Below are 17,411 nucleotides of genomic sequence, written 5' to 3' on the forward strand. Positions count from 1 at the left end.
TGAACTATATCTTTTAATTCTTTTATTATGCTTTCTACAATAGCTCTACTGCCTTTTATCTTCCCTGTTCCTTTGCACAGTGGACATTCATCTTGAAAATAATAACTCAAAGGTTTTCCCAATCTTTTTCTAGTCATCTCTACTAGCCCTAAATCTGTAAAATGAATTATATTCGTTTTAACTCTATCTTTTGCCAAACTCTCTTCTAAGACTTTCAACACTTTTTGTTTATCCTCTTCAACCTTCATATCAATAAAATCAATAATAATAATTCCACTTAAATTTCTTATTCTGAGTTGTCTAGCTATCTCCACTGCTGCCTCTATATTAGTTTTAACTACTGTTTCTTCTAGATTCATACTTCCTATATTTTTCCCAGTATTAACATCTATACTAACTAAAGCTTCTGTTTTTTCAATTACAATAGAGCCACCACATTCTAACATTGTTGTCACTTCTAATGATTTTTCTATCTCTTTTTGAATACCATATTTATAAAAAATCTCCTCTTTTTCTGTATAAAGTTTTATTTTCATTTTTGGTATTCCTTCACTAAAAGCTCTTATATAATCTATAATTTCCCAATAAACATCTTCATTATCTACTACTATTTCATCAATATCATTACCTATAATATCACGTAATACTTTGCTGACAATACCATTATCTTTATATAGTAGCTCACCTGTTTTAGCCTTCTTTATTCTAACCTCTATCTCTTCCCATTTCTTTATTAAATATTGTAACTCTTTTTCGAAATGATAGATACTCTTTCCTTCAGCTGCTGTTCTTATTATAACACCCATACCTTCTGGAACTATTTCTGAAAATAGCTTTTCTAGTCTTTCTCTTTCTATTTCATCTTTTATTTTTTTTGATATAGCTATATGACTATTATTTGGCATTAAAACTAAAAATTTCCCAGGTATAGTATAATGCGTTGTTACTCTTGCACCTTTACTACCTCTAGGATCACTTAAAACTTGAACTACTACTTCATCTCCTACATTTAATAGTTCTTCTATTGGTTTTCCACTATTTACTATTCCAGTTAAATATTTCTCTTCAAAATCTCTCAAATCCTTAACATATAAAAATCCATTTTTTTCAAGTCCAATATTGACAAAAGCTGATTCCATACCTGGAAGAACATTAGCAACTTTACCTTTATATATGTTACCATTTAATGTCCCTTCACCCTCTCTTTCAATATGAACTTCCATAACTTTTCCATTTTCTAAAACTGCTGCCCTTGTTTTAAATCTATTGGTATTTATTATCACTTGGTTCATTTATCTCTCCCCTAAGAACCTGTTTCCATGAGTAAATCTTTTCATTTATTTTGATTCTATCTATCTCTAACATATTATTCATTTTTATTACTAAATCTTTTCCTAATTTCTCTCTATTAATTTTATTTATACCTACAATTTTGGAAACATTCTTTTCATTAATTTCTACTTCTAATTTTTTTTCTCTATCATATATCTCTTTTAAAAAATCATAATATATCTCTCCAACCACTAGCTCTCTAAAAGCTGGATGGAAAGGTCCCCCTAAAACATTTTCATTATCATTTAATTCCTCTGTTGGTTGTAGTCCAACTCTAACAATGTTTATATTATTATAATCTAAAAGTGAGTATATTTTTTTACATCTTTTAACAGCCTCTTCTAAAGTTAATGGAATATATCTTCCATTTTTAAACATATCTGCCATTTCAGTTTCTTTTATAACTAGAGTTGGGTAAATTCTTGCAATATCTGGTTTTAACTCAACTGTTTTAACAGCACTAGCAAAATCACTTTCATCAGTGGATCCAGGCAATCCTAGCATAAGTTGTATTCCTAATTCAATTCCAGCTTCTTTTATTAACTTTGAAGCTTCATATACTTTTTCCATTGGATAAAATCTATGTGTTTTTATTAACACCTTTTCATCTAAAGATTGAACTCCTAACTCTACAGTTGTAACTCCGTATCTTTTTAGCATATCTACTATTTTTTTATCAATATAATCAGGTCTTGTTGATAGTCTTATTCCATCAATCAAACCATTTTTTATATATTCAAAAACTACAGATAGATACTCTTCTTGTAATTTTATAGAAATTCCTGTAAAAGTTCCACCAAAAAAAGCCACCTCTTTCTTGGATTTTTTTGGAAGAGTTTTTAAGTATGTTTCAATTATATTTTTTATATCCTCTGTGGTTACGTCTGTCTCTCTACCATTTATCTTTTTTTGATTACAAAATACACAATCATTGGGACATCCAAAATGACTTATAAAAATTGGAATATTATAGTGTTTCATAAAGCTTTACTCCTAACTTTTTACAAATATCTTTCGCTGCCGATTGTTCTGCACTTTTTTTATTTTTACCTTTTCCATAACCTTTTAAGTCATCTTTTATAACTGCAACAACCTCAAAAACTTTTAGATGATCTGGTCCAGCTTCACTAACTACTTGATAAGTTGGAATTATTTTGTATTCTTTTTGGCTATATTCTTGTAGTATTGTTTTAAAATCTAAAATATCCTCGTTCTCATTTATATGCTCAATTGGGTACTTTAAAAATTTCATAGCTATATCTTTTGCCACTATAAAATCTGAATCCAGATATATAGCACCTAATATTGCTTCAAAAACATCACCTAAAATTGAATTTCTTTCTCTTCCACCAGTTAACTCTTCACCTTTGCTTAGCATTAAATATTGTCCAAAATCTAAACTTTTTGAAATTCTTGCCAATACAGGCTCACTTACTACCATAGCTTTTAGTTTCGCTAAGTCTCCCTCTAAAGCATTTGGGTAACTTTTATATAGATATTCTGTTACAATAAGATCTAGAACTGCGTCTCCTAGCAGTTCTAGTCTCTCATTGTTTAGCTTTCTATATTTAGCGTGTTCATTTCCAAAAGATCTATGGATAAGTGCATTTTTTAATAACTCCTTATTTTTAAAGGCATAACCTATTTTATCCTCTAATTCTAAGTATGATCTTTTCACTTATCTCTCTCCCTTTTTACTTATATTTTCTCATAGCGATTACAGCGTTATGTCCACCAAATCCTAATGAACTTGACATTCCAACTTCAATCTCTCTTTTTATCATTTCATTTGGAGTATAATTTAAATCTAATGCTGGATCAGGATTATCTAAATTTATTGTTGGAGGTACTACACCCTCTGCTATTGATAGCGCTAAAATTACTCCTTCAATTCCTCCTGCTGCTCCTAGTCCATGTCCTGTAGCTCCTTTTGTTGAAGAAACATTCATAGTGTATGCTGAATCTCCAAAAGCATCTTTTATAGCTGCAGTTTCATTTCTATCATTAGCAGGTGTTGATGTTCCATGAGCATTAATATATCCCACTTCTTCTGGTTTTATATTCCCTTCTTCCATAGCCATAATAAACGCTCTTGTGGCACCTTCTCCACCTTCTGCTGGTGATGTTATATGATACGCATCACAAGTTTCTCCATATCCTACTACTTCTGCGTATATCTTTGCTCCTCTAGCCTTTGCTGATTCTAACTCTTCTAAAATTAGAATTCCAGCACCTTCACCCATTACAAATCCATCTCTATCTGCCGTAAATGGTCTTGAAGCTTTTTCAGGGGCATCATTTCTTGTTGATAAAGCTTTCATATTTGCAAATGCATTTATCGCAAATTTTGTAATACAAGCTTCTGTTCCACCTGTAATCATAGCGTCTGTTCTTCCTGATTTTATCATTTCATAAGAATCACCTATTGAGTGAGTTCCAGCAGCACATGCTGTTACAACAGCTTTATTTGGTCCTTTTGCTCCAAAATAAATTCCAACATTTCCAGATGCCATATTATTTATCATTGCTGGTATTGTAAATGGAGATATTCTTCTTGTCCCTTTTTCTAGCATTGTTCCATACTGCTCTTCAAAAACTTCTATTCCACCAATTCCTGATGATACTATTGTCCCAACTTTAGTTGCATTTTTATCATCTATAACAAGTCCTGAGTCCTCTAATGCCATTTTTGCAGCGGCAATTGCAAATTGTGTATTTCTAGCTAATTTTTTTACTTCTTTTTTTTCTATTCCAAACTCAGTCGGATCAAAATCAGTAACTTCTCCTGCTATTTTAACGGCACTTTCTGTTGTATCAAAAGATTTAATCTCTTTTATTCCACATTTTCCAGCCTTAATAGCTTCCCAAGATTTTTCCGTCCCAGTACCTAGTGAAGTTATTAAACCAACTCCTGTTACAACTACTCTTCTCATTATTTATCCACCTCTTCGTTATTTTTCCAAAAAATATAACTAAAGGGGTACTTTCATACCCCTTTAAATTTATCTTACTTATTTGACTCAATGTAGTTTACAACATCTTGAACAGTTTTAATTTTTTCTGCTTCTGTATCAGGAATCTCTACGTCGAACTCCTCTTCGAAAGCCATTATTAATTCAACTGTATCTAATGAATCTGCTCCTAAATCCTCTACGAAGTTTGCCTCTAAAGTTACTTGATCAGCGTCTACTCCTAATTGCTCTACAACTATTTCTCTTATTTTATCTAACATGTGTTTTCCTCCTAATTTTTAAATTATTTATATTAATATATTAGCAAATTTAATATATTTTTTCAAGTTTTATAATCTTTAGTATTTTATACTAAATCTGAAAGTTTTTCAATATTGATAACTTCAATCTCTTTATCAATCTTTTTTATTAAGCCATTTAATACTTTTCCTGGTCCAATTTCATATACAGTAGTTACTCCTGCTTCTTTTAAAGCTAATATTGTATCTACCCATTTCACAGGTCCAAAGCTTTGTCTATATAATTCATCTTTTAATTCATCAATTTTTGTAATCTCTTTTGCTGTTGTATTAGCAATTAAAACTACTGAAGAATCTTCAAATTTAAACTCTTCTAAAGCTTCTTTTAATATTTCACCAGCCGGCTGCATTAAGCTTGAGTGGAATGGTCCAGAAACTGATAATTCCATAGCTCTTCTTGCTCCTGCTTCTTTTAAAGCTATACAAGCTTTTCCTATTGCTTCTTTTTCTCCTGCTATTACAGTTTGCTTAGGTTCATTGAAATTTACAGCTTCTGCTATTCCATCTACTGATTTTAAAGTTTCAACTATTTTGTCAGCATCAAGTCCAATTATTGCTGCCATTGTTCCTGCAACTTCTCCTGATACCTTACTCATTGCTTTTCCTCTTAACGAAGTTAGCTTTACAGCATCTTCCATAGATAAAAATCCTGCTGATCCAACCGCTGCATACTCTCCTACAGAGTGTCCTGCTACATAACTTGGCTTAATTCCTTTTTCTCTTAACAGTTTTTCTAAAACTAAACTCATTGCTACTATAGCAGGTTGAGTATTTTTAGTATCTTTTAATTCCTCTTCACTACCTTCAAACATAACTGATTTTAAATCAAAATCTAAATTAGAGAAGATTTTATCAAACTCTTTTTTAGCTAATTCATTATTTTCATAAAGTTCTTTTCCCATGCCAACATACTGCGTTCCTTGACCTGGAAAAACAAAAGCTATTTTGCTCATATTAACTCCTTTTTTATAAATAACATGTGTTTTTTAATATACCATATTATTATTACTCTGTCAATTTTAAATTTAGTAAGACCACTTAATTATCATTGAAGCATATGTTAACCCTGCTCCAAATCCTGTTAATGCTATTGTATCTCCTTTTTTTACAAGACCTTTATCTAAAGCTTCACCTAAAGCTAAACCAATAGAAGCTGATGATGTATTACCTAATTTATTTAAATTTAAATAAAATTTATCCATCGGAATTTCTAATCTTTTTGAAGCTGCCTCTATTATTCTAACATTCGCTTGGTGTGGGAATACCATATCTATATTTTCTGCTTTTAAATTAGCTCCTTCTAATGCTTCTAGAGTTGCTTTTGGAAGAGCTTTTACAGCAAATTTAAATACATCTTGACCTTTCATTTGTAAGAAGTTAGATCTCTCATCTAAAACTTCTTGACTTAATGGTTTTCTTGTTCCTCCTGCCGGTGTTCTAAGAGCTCCTTTTACATCAGGTTCTGCTCCTAGGAATTGTGATAACATTCCATATCCTTCTTCTACTTCAGCTACTACTGCCGCTGCGGCTCCATCTCCAAATAAAACACAAGTATTTCTATCTTGCATATCTACACATTTAGATAGAACTTCTGCTCCGATTACCAATATTCTTTTATTCATTCCAGAAGCAATTAACCCCTTTGCCATCGTTAAAGCGTAAACAAATCCACTACATGCTGCATTTATATCTACTGCTGCTGCATTTACAGCTCCTATTAACTCTTGTACAACACATGCTGTACTCTGAATTGGATAATCAGGTGTTGTTGTTGCTAAAATTATCATATCTATATCTTCTGCAGAAAGCCCTGCTTTTTCTAAAGCTTTTTTTGATGCTTCTGCTCCTAAATCTGATGTAGCTTGATCTGCACTTGCAAATCTTCTCTCCTCTATCCCAGTTCTTGTTCTAATCCACTCGTCTGATGTATCTATAATTTTTTCAAAATCAAAATTTGTCATTACATTTTCTGGAACATAAGTTCCCAATCCTATTATACCTACATTTTTAAGCTTCATCGCTTCCTCCTTGATTCTGTTTCATTACCTCAGTTAATCTATCTATAAATTTGTCTTCTGCAAACTTATTGGCAACTTTTAAAGCATTTTTGATTCCTCTAGCTGTTGAGTTTCCATGAGCCTTTATAGAAATTCCATTTATTCCTAAGAAAAGAGCCCCTCCGTACTCAGATGAATCTAGCTTTCCTTTTAATTTTTTTAAAATTGGTTTTAATAAAAGAGCTCCTATTTTTCCTAAAGTACTTTTATTTATCTCTTCTTTTAAAATTGAAAATATAAACTTAGCAGTTCCTTCTGCTGTTTTTAAAACCATATTTCCAGTAAAACCATCAGCTACAATAACATCTACTTCTCCATCCATCATCTCTCGACTTTCAATGTTTCCTACAAAATTTATTTTATCATTACTTTTCAAAAGATGAAAGGCCTCTCTTGTAATTTCATTACCTTTACCTTCTTCAGTTCCTATATTAAGCAATCCAACTTTAGCATTTGAGACACCAAACATCTCTTCATAGTACAAAGTTCCCATTGTTGCAAATTGATTTATAAACTCAGGTCTACAATCAGCATTTGCTCCAACATCCATTAAAACAATATCTCTTTTTTTACTTGGAAATATAGTTGTTATAGCTGGTCTTAAAACCCCTTTTATTCTTCTAAGTTTAAGTTGACTAGCACTTATCAAGGCTCCTGTATTACCTGCAGAAACTGATGCTTCAACCTCTCCAGACTTTACAAGTTCTAACATTCTATTCATAGATGAATCTTTTTTAGTTCTTACAGCTGACATTGGGTCATCTGTCATCTCAATAATTTCTCTAGCATCATAAATCTCTATTCTATTTTTATCATAAGTATACTTTTCTAATTCTTCTTGTATTTTTTCTTTTTTTCCAACTAAAACCACAGTTAAATCTTTTAGTTCATCCAAAGCTTGCACAGCACCCTTTACTGTTTCTAAAGGCGCAAAATCTCCACCCATGGCATCTAAAGCAATTCTCATATTTTCTCCTCAATCAATATATAATTATTAACTATTATATCATATTTTTGGAAATAAAAAAAAGCAAGATTTAACTATCCCGCTTTTTTTTATAAGATATTACTCTACTTCTGTAGCTAATACTTGCTTTCCGTTGTAATCTCCACATGCAAGACAAACTCTGTGCGGTCTTCTTGGTGCTCCACATTTGTCACAAGTTGCTAAAGTAGAACCTTTTAATGCATCGTGAGATCTTCTCATGTTTTTCTTAGCTTTCGAAGTTTTCTTCTTAGGTACTGCCATCTTAGTTTCCCTCCTAATACGTTCATATTTAAAAATTTAAAATTTTATGTCTAATAATTGCTGCCATCTTGGGTCAACATCTTCTTTAGAGTATTTTTCCACTTCAGAAGTATCTGAACACTCTGGAAGACATGCCTCATATTGTGACAAATCAAGTATTATATATTCTCTAACCAGATCAGAGATATCTATTTCGCTATTTACAGCTTCTTCAAAATGTTTGTCTCCAAACTCCTCTTCTGGCTTCAGACTAGACATATATTTAGAATATTCTTTCGGATCTAGATATTCTCCTTTAAATTCTCCTTGAACTAAAGGTTCAATCTCCGCTAGACATCTAACACACTCTAATCTTAGTACTGCTCTATAAGACCCTTCAATAACATAACTATTTCCCTCTTTATAGGCTTTTCCTTTTATAGTTACACCTTCTGGAGTGTCCATAGAATCCATAGTCTTTTCAACATAATCAAAGGCTACCTCTGATTCATTAATAATTTCACTAAGCTTGATTATCAATGTTATCCTCCTTATAATTACAATACCTTAATATTTTACTAGTTTTTTTAAAGGTTGTCAAGTAATTTTTCTTAACAACCCTTTATATTTTATACATTAAATAAAAACTCCATTAAGTCTCCATCTTTTACAATGTATTCTTTCCCTTCTAGTCTTAGAACTCCTGCTTCTTGAGCTCCTTTCCATCCAGAATACTTTATAAAGTCCTCGTATCCAACTACTTTTGCTCTGATAAATCCTCTTTCAAAATCTGTATGAATCTCTCCTGCTGCTTTTGGAGCCGTATCTCCTATCTTTATAGTCCACGCTCTTACTTCTTTTACTCCTGCTGTAAAATAAGTTTGTAATCCTAATAGTTTAAATCCTGCTCTTATTAATCTGTTTAGTCCAGGCTCTTCTACTCCTAAAGCTTCTAAGAATTCTTTTTTATCCTCATCTTCCATCTCTTGAAGTTCTGATTCTACTTTTGCAGAAACCACTACAACTTCCGCTCCTAAACTTGCTGCATACTCTTTTACTTTTTCCACAAATTCATTTCCTGTAGCTAATTCATCTTCTGATACATTTGCCGCAAACATCATTGGTTTTTGTGTTAAAAGTTGATATGTTCTCATTAACTCTTGCTCTTCAGGTGTTAGTACTAATGTTCTTAGCATTTTGTATTCATCTAAATGTGCTTTACATTTCTCTAAAACTGGCATTAATACTAAAGCCTCTTTATTTTTCGCTTTGAATAACTTCGATTGCTTTTCTATAGCCTTTTCGATAGTTTCCATATCAGCTAAAATTAATTCTCCGTTTATAATTTCAATATCTCTTATTGGATCTACACTTCCACTTACGTGAATAATATTTTCATCCTCAAAACATCTAACAACTTGACAAATTGCAGCAGTAGTTCTAATATTTGATAGGAATTTATTTCCTAGTCCTTCACCTTTTGCTGCCCCTTCAACTAAACCTGCAATATCCACAAATTCAACTGTTGCATGTTGAACTCTTTGAGGATTTATTATTTTTGATAACTCATCTAATCTTTGATCTGGAACTGTTACCATTCCTACATTTGGTTCTATTGTACAGAACGGATAGTTTGCTGCTTCTGCCGCTCCAGCTTTTGTTATTGCGTTAAAAAGAGTTGACTTTCCAACATTTGGAAGTCCTACTATTCCTATACCTATCATTTTAGAGATTCCTCCTGAAATTTTATTTTACTTTAGATTTTACCATATATAAAATCTTTTGTAAATAAAAAAACCCTTACTTTATTTAGTAAGGATTTTAATTTTTAGGCTTTTTCACCTACACAATTTTCTACAGTTGCTTTTTTTAGTCTTACTTTTGGTTCACTTGGTAAGCCAAATCTCGGAATAAATCTATCTAACCCTGTTAATGTTGCTATTAAAATTGTCGATACTGCTATTATTGCTAAGAAATTAAACTTAATTATATCCATTGCACTAAATTTATATAATGGATAAACAGCTTGAGCTATTCCTAGATAAAAACCTATATATACATGCCATGGAATTAATTGTGATCCAAATACTCCTAACGCATCGCTAAATGTTGCATTTCTAAGTCTTAATGTTTCGATATCCTCTGGAGATCCTTCAACATTTTTTTCAACTATCTCTCTTATAATAGGTCCCATAGTAACTATTTGAGCCATCTCATCTGCTAAGCCTGCATTTCCTAATATTGATAGTACTCCATTGCAAAACATTAGTTGTCTTACATTCTTTGATATTGCAACCACTATATTTGATAAAGGTCTAAACGCATCCATTAACTTCATTATTCCACCAAATGCCGCAACCCACATCATCATTACTATTACCCATGAACCAGCACCTTCAAATCCTGAATATAATAGATTTAAGAAAGCTCCTGTACTTTCAACTGTTCCTGCAAACATACCTAATACATATGCTGCAAATATACCTATAAATAAACATAATAATGTTGTCATTCCTCTAAAAGCTGCAATTAAAACGAGAACCAATGGTATTATCATATAAGTTGGAACACCTGTTTTAACTTGATTTAGTAGTGTTACTGCTGATTCTCTTTTTTCAGCTAGCACTGTCCATACTTCTGCAGGTATATGTCCTATTGCTGTTGCTGCATCACCTGTTGTTGTTGGCAATCCTAATATTACTCCAGCGGCATAAAAAGCAACTATTCCTAAAATTAAAACTAAACCTGACCAATATCCTTGGTGTCTTATTCTTTTTATTACTTCAACTTTTTGAATTCCAGAACTTACAATTGTTGTATCTGATATAAGTCCTATGTTATCTCCAAAACATGCCCCTCCTGCGATAGCCCCTAAAGTTAAATCTATATTTCCTCCCACAATATGATTAAGCCATAAGAAGATTGGTGCACATGCTGCAAATGTTCCCCAGCTTGTTCCTGTTGCTATTGATAAAACCGATGTAACAACTATTCCTACAACTGCCACAGTTCTTCCTGTTAATCCTACATTTAAAGCTAAATTTATGATAGATGCTCCCACACCTGTTGACATAAATACTTCCGCCATAGCATATGCTACCATCAGAATAAAAAATGCAACTTGCATCTCTTTAGCATTATCTATAACTGCTTCTATAATATCATTAACTTTCTTTTTTTCAACAAATCCTGCAACTAAAGCTGCATACACTGTTGCTACTGGCGCTGCTATTAATGCGTCATATCCCATAAACATTAGCATTGCTAATATCGCAACTGGACTTAATTTTAATAGTTCTGTTATTCTGTTCATCCTAAAACCTCCAAGTTTAATTTATATTTTAGTTTCACTGAAATTTTAGGTAAAAAAAACTACCGTATGAAAATACGGTAGCTAATCTGCAAAATATATCACAAATTTTGGATAGCACAACATCAGATTTTATCTGACGACAGTCATGTGAATATTTTTCACATGCCCAACAAAGATTTTGACATAATCTTCATTTCGGCGAATTCCCCTTTCACTCAATTTCATCGCTCTGTCCAGCTCTATTGAGTTACTCTTGTTATTCGCAACCTCTACCTAAAATATTAAATTTTCGAAACTTTAAGTTATAGTATCATTATTTGTTTTCTCTGTCAATTATTTTTTGATTAAAGAAACTCCATTCATTTCAGCTGGTTTCTCAATATTTAATATCTCTAACATTGTTGGAGCCACATCAGCTAACTTTCCGTGGTTTAATTCTCCTTTAAAATTATTAGAAACATAAATAAATGGTACTTCATTAGTTGTATGTGCAGTGAATGCTTCATTTGTTACTGGATCTACCATTTTTTCTGCATTTCCGTGATCTGCTGTTATTAGTACTGTTCCATCTAATTCTAAAACTTTATTAACAATCTCTCCTACACCTTTATCAACAGCTTTTATTGCTTTTACAGCTGCGTCAAATACACCAGTATGTCCAACCATATCTGGATTAGCAAAGTTCATTACAATTACATCAAACTTATCAGAATCTAACGCTTCTAAAACTTTCTTTGTTAATTCTGGAGCTGACATTTCTGGTTGTAAATCATATGTTGCAACTTTTGGAGATGCAACTAAAACTCTTTCTTCACCATTGAACTCAGTTTCTTTTCCTCCATTAAAGAAGAAAGTAACGTGTGCATATTTTTCAGTTTCAGCAGTTCTTAATTGAGTTAAGTTGTGTTTTGATATAACTTCTCCTAAAGTATTAGTTATATCCTTATCAGTATAAATAATCTCTGCATCTATAGTAGAATCATACTGTCTCATACAGTAATATTTAGGCTCTAAGTATTCTCTTTGGAACCCTTTAAAGTCTTTATCTGTTAAAGCTCTTGTTATTTGTCTAGCTCTATCTGGTCTGTAATTAAAATTAATTACAACGTCACCTTTTTTGATTTCTCCAGATTTTGTTAATAAAACTGGCTTTATGAATTCATCAGTTATTTTTTCAGCATATGAATCCTCTATAATTTGCTCAGGAGTTTTTTCAGTTACGTCCACTTTTCCAACTATAGCATCATAAGCTTTTTCTGTTCTATCCCAGTTAGTATCTCTATCCATTGCAAAATATCTTCCAGAAATAGTAGCAATCTCTCCTACTCCTATCTCTTTTATTTTTTCTTCTAATCTTTTCATAAACTCTAATCCTGAAGTAGGAGCAGTGTCTCTTCCATCCATAAATGCATGAACATATACTTTTGTTAATCCAGTTCTTTTTGCCATCTCTAATAACCCAAATAAATGATTAATATGAGAATGAACTCCTCCATCTGATAAAAGTCCCATGAAATGAATTGCCTTATCATTGTTTTTAGCATAGTTGAATGCTTCTACAACTTTAGCTTTTTCAAAAAACTCTCCATCTCTAATTTCTTTTGTAATCTCTACTAGAGGTTGATAAATAACTCTTCCAGCACCTAAATTTAAGTGTCCTACTTCAGAGTTACCCATTTGTCCTTCTGGTAATCCTACAGCTTCTCCAGATGCTTTTATTAATGTATGTGGATAAGTATTAAATAATCTTTCAAAATTTTCTGGTTTTGCTTCTGCAATAGCATTTTTTTCTGTTGCATTTGGGTTATATCCCCAACCATCAAGAACCATTAACATTAAAGGTTTTTTAGCCATTTTTAAGCCTCCTAATTTTTATTATCTTGCTCCTGCTTTTATAACTTGAATAAATGTTGGTGCATCTAATGAAGCTCCTCCAACAAGTCCACCGTCTATATTTTCCATTGCTAATAACTCTGCTGCATTTTTAGCATTCATTGATCCACCATATTGGATTGTCATTTCTGATGCTGCTTCTGCTCCAAACATAGCTACTAATACATCTCTAATCTCTTTATGAGTCTCTTCTGCCATTTCAGGTGTAGCTGTTTTTCCAGTTCCTATAGCCCACACTGGTTCGTATGCTACCACAACTTTAACTGCCTCTTCAGGTGTTAATCCTGCTAATCCTTCTCTAATTTGCTTTTCGTTTACTTCAGATGTTTTTCCTGATTCTCTTTCCTCTAATTTTTCTCCGATACATAATATTGGAATTAAATCGTGAGCTAAAGCAGCCTTTACTTTTTCGTTAATGAAAGCATTAGACTCATGGAAGTACTCTCTTCTTTCTGAATGTCCTAATATAACATATTTTACTCCAATCTCTTTTAACATAACTGGTGATACTTCTCCTGTGTATGCTCCAGAATCTTTTGGATGCATGTTTTGTGCAGCTATTGCAACATTTGATCCCTCAACTGTTTTTACTGCTGACTCTAAAGCTGTGAATGGAGCTCCAATTACAATTTCTACTCCTTCTACACCATTTGTTAACTCTTTTAACTCTGATAATGTAGCTTTTGTTTCTGCTACTGTTTTATTCATTTTCCAGTTTCCTGCGATTATTGTCTTTCTCATTGATTTCTCCCTCCAAAACTTTTTTATTAATTTTAATTTTATAATAACATAATTTCTAGTTTTTTAACACGCACGACATTGTCTATATTTTCATCCTATTTTGAGTATTTTTTTCTCTAATTTAGTAATTTTCTTCTGCCTTCTTCTTTTAAAACCTCTTTTAGGTAATCTTTTGAGTTCGCTAATAAATCTTCAAGTAACGGTACTATTGCACCTTCTAAAAGCTCGATAATCCCTACAAAGTCCTCTTTTTTAAAGGCTTCGAAAATCTCTTCTGCATATTTCTTAAACTCCTCTACATACTCATTATAATCAGAGTATATTAAGTCTATCGCTGTTGCTTCTTTTAAAGATAGCACTATTCCAAACACCCACTCAACAAAACTTACCATCTCTATTATTTTTCCAATATCATTCATCTCTTCTTCTACTTCAGATAAATTTTCAAAAAATCTGTCTGAATAAGGCTCTAAAAGATATAACGATTCTATTAAAATCTCTCTATGCGAACGTGTTGTTAACTCTAAAATCTTTACTTTTTTATTTAAAGGTAAAGACTTTCCATCCACCATCTCACCATCAAGTTTTAACTCAACAATAACTTCACCATTTTGAATTACATTTGCCTCTAATTTTTCCAATACATTCAATAACTTCGTATTTTTTATTCCTATATTTATCTTTTCACCATTTATAAAAATCTCCATTTCTACCCATCCTCATTTTAGTCATTTAAAATAATCTCGCACTACAGCTATTGTAAAAAAAATTACATTTTTTGCCTTTTGATTTTCTAAAAATTCTTTTTCTATCTCTTTTATCGTTGCACCTGTTGTTACAATATCATCAACTATTAATATATTTTTTTGAAAATAATCTTTCGTTACTTTAAATGCTTTTTTTACATTCTCTTTTCTTTTTTCATGCTCTTTTATCTCATACATATGTTTTGTGTTTTTTATTCTTTCAATATTTTCAAATTTTATATCTGCTGATTTTAATATTTCATCAACTTGATTATATCCTCTTTCTAGAAATCTCTTTTTATTCACAGGAACAGATATCACTACATCAATCTTTTCTTTTATTTGAATCTTTTCTATAGATTTTTTTACATACTTACTTAGACTGTTTGTAACACCTTTTCTGTTTTTAAATTTTAAGTCAAAAATTATTTTTTTTACATCTGTATAATAATATAAATAGTATAAGTTTTTTCTTTGTTTTAAATCACTCATTTTTTCTAGCTTTATAATACATTTAGAACACAAATACCCTTTATTTTCGAGATGGCACCCACATAAAGAACAGGTATTATCAAATAATAGTTTTCTAAGGAGTTGCTTTAGCATATCTTTTACCCTTTTTATTTTTTGCGAACTCTTTATCTACTATTTTCGCTGAATAAAACTCCGTATAACCACATTCTACACAAGTTTTTACATAATACGTTCCAATCTCTATTTTTAATCCAGGGCTTTTTTCTGGTATCACTGCAGTTTTGACTATATATCTATCACTTCCACACTTTAAACATTTATAATCCAAGTTCATCACCCCAAAAAATATTCTTAATCCATTCTATTTTTTCACCTAGAAAAACTATTGCATCAAATCTTATCTTTTCATTTTCCAATCTATTCTTTCTTATGAATTCCTTTGCTGTTATATATATCTTTTTCATCTTTTTTTTATCTATAGCCTCTTGCGGCATTCCAAAAGATAAGTTTTTTCTATATTTAACTTCAAAAAAAACAAGGGTCATTTCATCATATCCGATTATATCTATCTCTCCAAAGGAACCTTGATAATTCATAGTCAACACTTTAACTCCAATGTTTTCTAAGTATTCTTTACCTTTTTCTTCATAAATCTTACCCTTGCTTCTTTTATTCATATTTTACTCTCCTAAAATTTTCTTTAAAAAACTTTTTCTATGAACTGTTTCAATAGGTCCTTTTTCTAATATCATTTCACGATGAGCTTTTGTTCCATATCCTTTATGCTTTTCAAAAGTATACTCAGGATAAAGTTTTGCTGTTTCAATCATCATTCTATCCCTAGTGACTTTTGCTATTATTGAAGCTGCTGCTATAGCTAAACTTTTTGAGTCACCCTTTATTACAGGTTCTTGTTCTCCTTTATATTCTCTGATTTTATGATTTCCATCTACTAAAACTTTTTCAAATGTTGTTTCTTTTTCTATTTTATGTATTGCTCTTCTCATAGCTAAAAAAGTAGCATTTAATATATTTATTTCATCTATCTCTTTAACATCAGCAATTCCTATACCTACATAGAAATTCTCCATTATAACATCAAAAAGTTCCTCTCTAACTTTTTCAGTTAATTTCTTAGAATCATTTATCTTATCTAACTTCTCATCATACTTTTTTAATTTAGCTACTGCTGCAACTACTGGCCCTGCTAACGGTCCTCTTCCAGCCTCGTCTACTCCTATAATATCTCCATTTTCTAAATCAAAGAGATACATTATATTTTTTATATCCATTTCATCTCCACTATTTATAGGTTGTACCTATATATCTATATTTTTCCTTTTATTATTTCTGTAATTTCGCTATCTTATTTATATCTAATTTTAGCCTCTTTGCTATATCTTTAAAATCCTCTTTTAACGCTCCTAAAATCACCATTTCTTTTCCTGTTATAGGGTGATTAAATTTCAAATAATAAGAGTGAAGCATTTGTCTTTTTATTAAATCTGAGCTACTCCCATAAACTTCATCTCCTAAAATAGGATGATTTAAACTTTTCATATGCACTCTTATCTGATGAGTTCTACCAGTTTCTATTCCTACATCTACTAAAGAGAATCCCTGTACACTATCTATAACTTCATAATTAGTTATCGCTATTTTTCCATTTTCTGTTACAACCGCCATTTTTTTTCTATCTTTAGAATCTCTACCAATTAAAGTTTCTACTCTACCACTTATATTTTTAAAATTCCCTTTACATATACAAACATATCTTTTCTCAATAGTTTTGTCTTTAAACATATCCGTTAATTTTACATGAGCTATATCATTCTTAGCTATAACTATCAATCCACTTGTGTCTTTATCTAATCTATGAACAATTCCAGGTCTAATAACTCCATTTATTGTAGACAAATCCTTTATATGATAAAGAACTGCGTTCACCAAAGTTCCTGTGTAATATCCTTGAGCCGGATGAACAATTACTCCTGGATCTTTATTAATTATAACCATATCCTTATCTTCGTACACTATATCTATTGGAATATTTTCAGGCAATATTTCAAGTACTTCATCTTCAGGAATTTTCACTATTATTATTTCTTTTCCTTTAAGTTTATTTCCACTTTTTGTTTTAGATTTATTATCTATTGATACATTCTCATTATCAATTAACTTTTGAATATAACTTCTCGTAGCATCTTCAAAAAATTCACTCAGAAAAGCATCCAATCTTTTTCCTTTATCTTTTTCCTCAACTTTTATTTCTATAATTTCTTTATATTTTTTCATCTTTCACTTCCTACCTAAACTCTATACTTTCTAAACAAAATTATATCACAAGTTATTTTCT

20 protein-coding genes and 1 riboswitch are annotated in these 17,411 nt (G+C 31.2%); all 20 genes read right to left on the minus strand.

Annotation, left to right across the window (positions count from 1 at the left end; translation table 11 throughout):
* On the minus strand, nucleotides 1–1,292 hold a 1,292-nt coding region (locus Q0V08_RS02765; protein WP_297431883.1), incomplete at its 3' end, for an Rne/Rng family ribonuclease.
* Nucleotides 1,264–2,313: a radical SAM protein gene (locus Q0V08_RS02770; protein WP_297431885.1), complete on the minus strand. Its 1,050-nt coding sequence runs from the start codon at nucleotides 2,311–2,313 to the stop codon at nucleotides 1,264–1,266. The genes Q0V08_RS02765 and Q0V08_RS02770, both read right to left, overlap by 29 nt.
* Nucleotides 2,300–3,010, minus strand: a complete 711-nt coding sequence (gene rnc / locus Q0V08_RS02775; protein WP_023051684.1) for a ribonuclease III — start codon at nucleotides 3,008–3,010, stop codon at nucleotides 2,300–2,302. The genes Q0V08_RS02770 and rnc overlap by 14 nt, the downstream gene beginning before the upstream one ends.
* A 16-nt stretch (nucleotides 3,011–3,026) precedes the next feature.
* A complete protein-coding gene (fabF, locus tag Q0V08_RS02780) occupies nucleotides 3,027–4,265 on the minus strand; it encodes a beta-ketoacyl-ACP synthase II (RefSeq protein ID WP_297431887.1) in 1,239 nt (412 codons plus the stop codon).
* A 74-nt stretch (nucleotides 4,266–4,339) separates the two neighbouring features.
* On the minus strand, nucleotides 4,340–4,564 hold the full coding sequence (gene acpP, locus Q0V08_RS02785; RefSeq protein ID WP_023051686.1) for an acyl carrier protein: 225 nt from the start codon (nucleotides 4,562–4,564) through the stop codon (nucleotides 4,340–4,342).
* A gap of 86 nt (nucleotides 4,565–4,650) precedes the next feature.
* Entirely contained in the window at nucleotides 4,651–5,556 is a 906-nt protein-coding gene (fabD, locus tag Q0V08_RS02790) for an ACP S-malonyltransferase (protein WP_297431891.1), read from the minus strand.
* Between the two features lie 72 nt (nucleotides 5,557–5,628).
* Nucleotides 5,629–6,621 (minus strand): beta-ketoacyl-ACP synthase III, encoded by a 993-nt coding sequence (locus Q0V08_RS02795; RefSeq protein WP_297431893.1) that lies wholly within the window; start codon nucleotides 6,619–6,621, stop codon nucleotides 5,629–5,631.
* Entirely contained in the window at nucleotides 6,611–7,627 is a 1,017-nt protein-coding gene (gene plsX / locus Q0V08_RS02800; RefSeq protein ID WP_297431895.1) for a phosphate acyltransferase PlsX, read from the minus strand. Before plsX ends, Q0V08_RS02795 begins: the two co-directional genes overlap by 11 nt.
* A 99-nt stretch (nucleotides 7,628–7,726) precedes the next feature.
* The gene (rpmF, locus tag Q0V08_RS02805; RefSeq protein WP_297431897.1) at nucleotides 7,727–7,909 is read right to left on the minus strand and encodes a 50S ribosomal protein L32; all 183 of its coding nucleotides are present in this window, start codon (nucleotides 7,907–7,909) and stop codon (nucleotides 7,727–7,729) included.
* 36 nt (nucleotides 7,910–7,945) lie between these two features.
* Nucleotides 7,946–8,428 (minus strand): DUF177 domain-containing protein, encoded by a 483-nt coding sequence (locus Q0V08_RS02810; RefSeq protein ID WP_297431899.1) that lies wholly within the window; start codon nucleotides 8,426–8,428, stop codon nucleotides 7,946–7,948.
* 89 nt (nucleotides 8,429–8,517) lie between these two features.
* A complete protein-coding gene (gene ychF / locus Q0V08_RS02815; RefSeq protein ID WP_297431901.1) occupies nucleotides 8,518–9,612 on the minus strand; it encodes a redox-regulated ATPase YchF in 1,095 nt (364 codons plus the stop codon).
* Nucleotides 9,613–9,716: 104 nt separating this feature from the next.
* Complete coding sequence (locus tag Q0V08_RS02820) at nucleotides 9,717–11,192, minus strand: Na+/H+ antiporter NhaC family protein (RefSeq protein ID WP_297431950.1); 1,476 nt, start codon at nucleotides 11,190–11,192, stop codon at nucleotides 9,717–9,719.
* Between the two features lie 113 nt (nucleotides 11,193–11,305).
* A riboswitch (Lysine riboswitch) is annotated at nucleotides 11,306–11,481 on the minus strand.
* Nucleotides 11,482–11,534: 53 nt separating this feature from the next.
* Complete coding sequence (gene gpmI, locus Q0V08_RS02825; RefSeq protein ID WP_297431903.1) at nucleotides 11,535–13,055, minus strand: 2,3-bisphosphoglycerate-independent phosphoglycerate mutase; 1,521 nt, start codon at nucleotides 13,053–13,055, stop codon at nucleotides 11,535–11,537.
* A gap of 21 nt (nucleotides 13,056–13,076) precedes the next feature.
* Nucleotides 13,077–13,835, minus strand: a complete 759-nt coding sequence (gene tpiA / locus Q0V08_RS02830; RefSeq protein WP_297431905.1) for a triose-phosphate isomerase — start codon at nucleotides 13,833–13,835, stop codon at nucleotides 13,077–13,079.
* A 116-nt stretch (nucleotides 13,836–13,951) separates the two neighbouring features.
* Nucleotides 13,952–14,542: a hypothetical protein gene (locus tag Q0V08_RS02835; RefSeq protein WP_297431907.1), complete on the minus strand. Its 591-nt coding sequence runs from the start codon at nucleotides 14,540–14,542 to the stop codon at nucleotides 13,952–13,954.
* A 21-nt stretch (nucleotides 14,543–14,563) separates the two neighbouring features.
* Entirely contained in the window at nucleotides 14,564–15,073 is a 510-nt protein-coding gene (locus Q0V08_RS02840) for a phosphoribosyltransferase family protein (RefSeq protein ID WP_297431909.1), read from the minus strand.
* A gap of 94 nt (nucleotides 15,074–15,167) precedes the next feature.
* Nucleotides 15,168–15,389: a zinc ribbon domain-containing protein gene (locus tag Q0V08_RS02845; protein ID WP_023051698.1), complete on the minus strand. Its 222-nt coding sequence runs from the start codon at nucleotides 15,387–15,389 to the stop codon at nucleotides 15,168–15,170.
* Nucleotides 15,373–15,732, minus strand: coding sequence for a YraN family protein (locus tag Q0V08_RS02850; protein WP_297431912.1), 360 nt, complete (start codon nucleotides 15,730–15,732; stop codon nucleotides 15,373–15,375). The genes Q0V08_RS02845 and Q0V08_RS02850 overlap by 17 nt, the downstream gene beginning before the upstream one ends.
* A gap of 3 nt (nucleotides 15,733–15,735) precedes the next feature.
* Nucleotides 15,736–16,347 (minus strand): ribonuclease HII, encoded by a 612-nt coding sequence (locus tag Q0V08_RS02855; protein ID WP_297431914.1) that lies wholly within the window; start codon nucleotides 16,345–16,347, stop codon nucleotides 15,736–15,738.
* Nucleotides 16,348–16,399: 52 nt separating this feature from the next.
* Nucleotides 16,400–17,350 (minus strand): RluA family pseudouridine synthase, encoded by a 951-nt coding sequence (locus Q0V08_RS02860; protein ID WP_297431916.1) that lies wholly within the window; start codon nucleotides 17,348–17,350, stop codon nucleotides 16,400–16,402.
* Between the last annotated feature and the right edge of the window lie 61 nt (nucleotides 17,351–17,411).

The sequence above is a fragment of the uncultured Cetobacterium sp. genome (assembly GCF_947038635.1).
Classification (GTDB): Bacteria; Fusobacteriota; Fusobacteriia; order Fusobacteriales; family Fusobacteriaceae; genus Cetobacterium_A.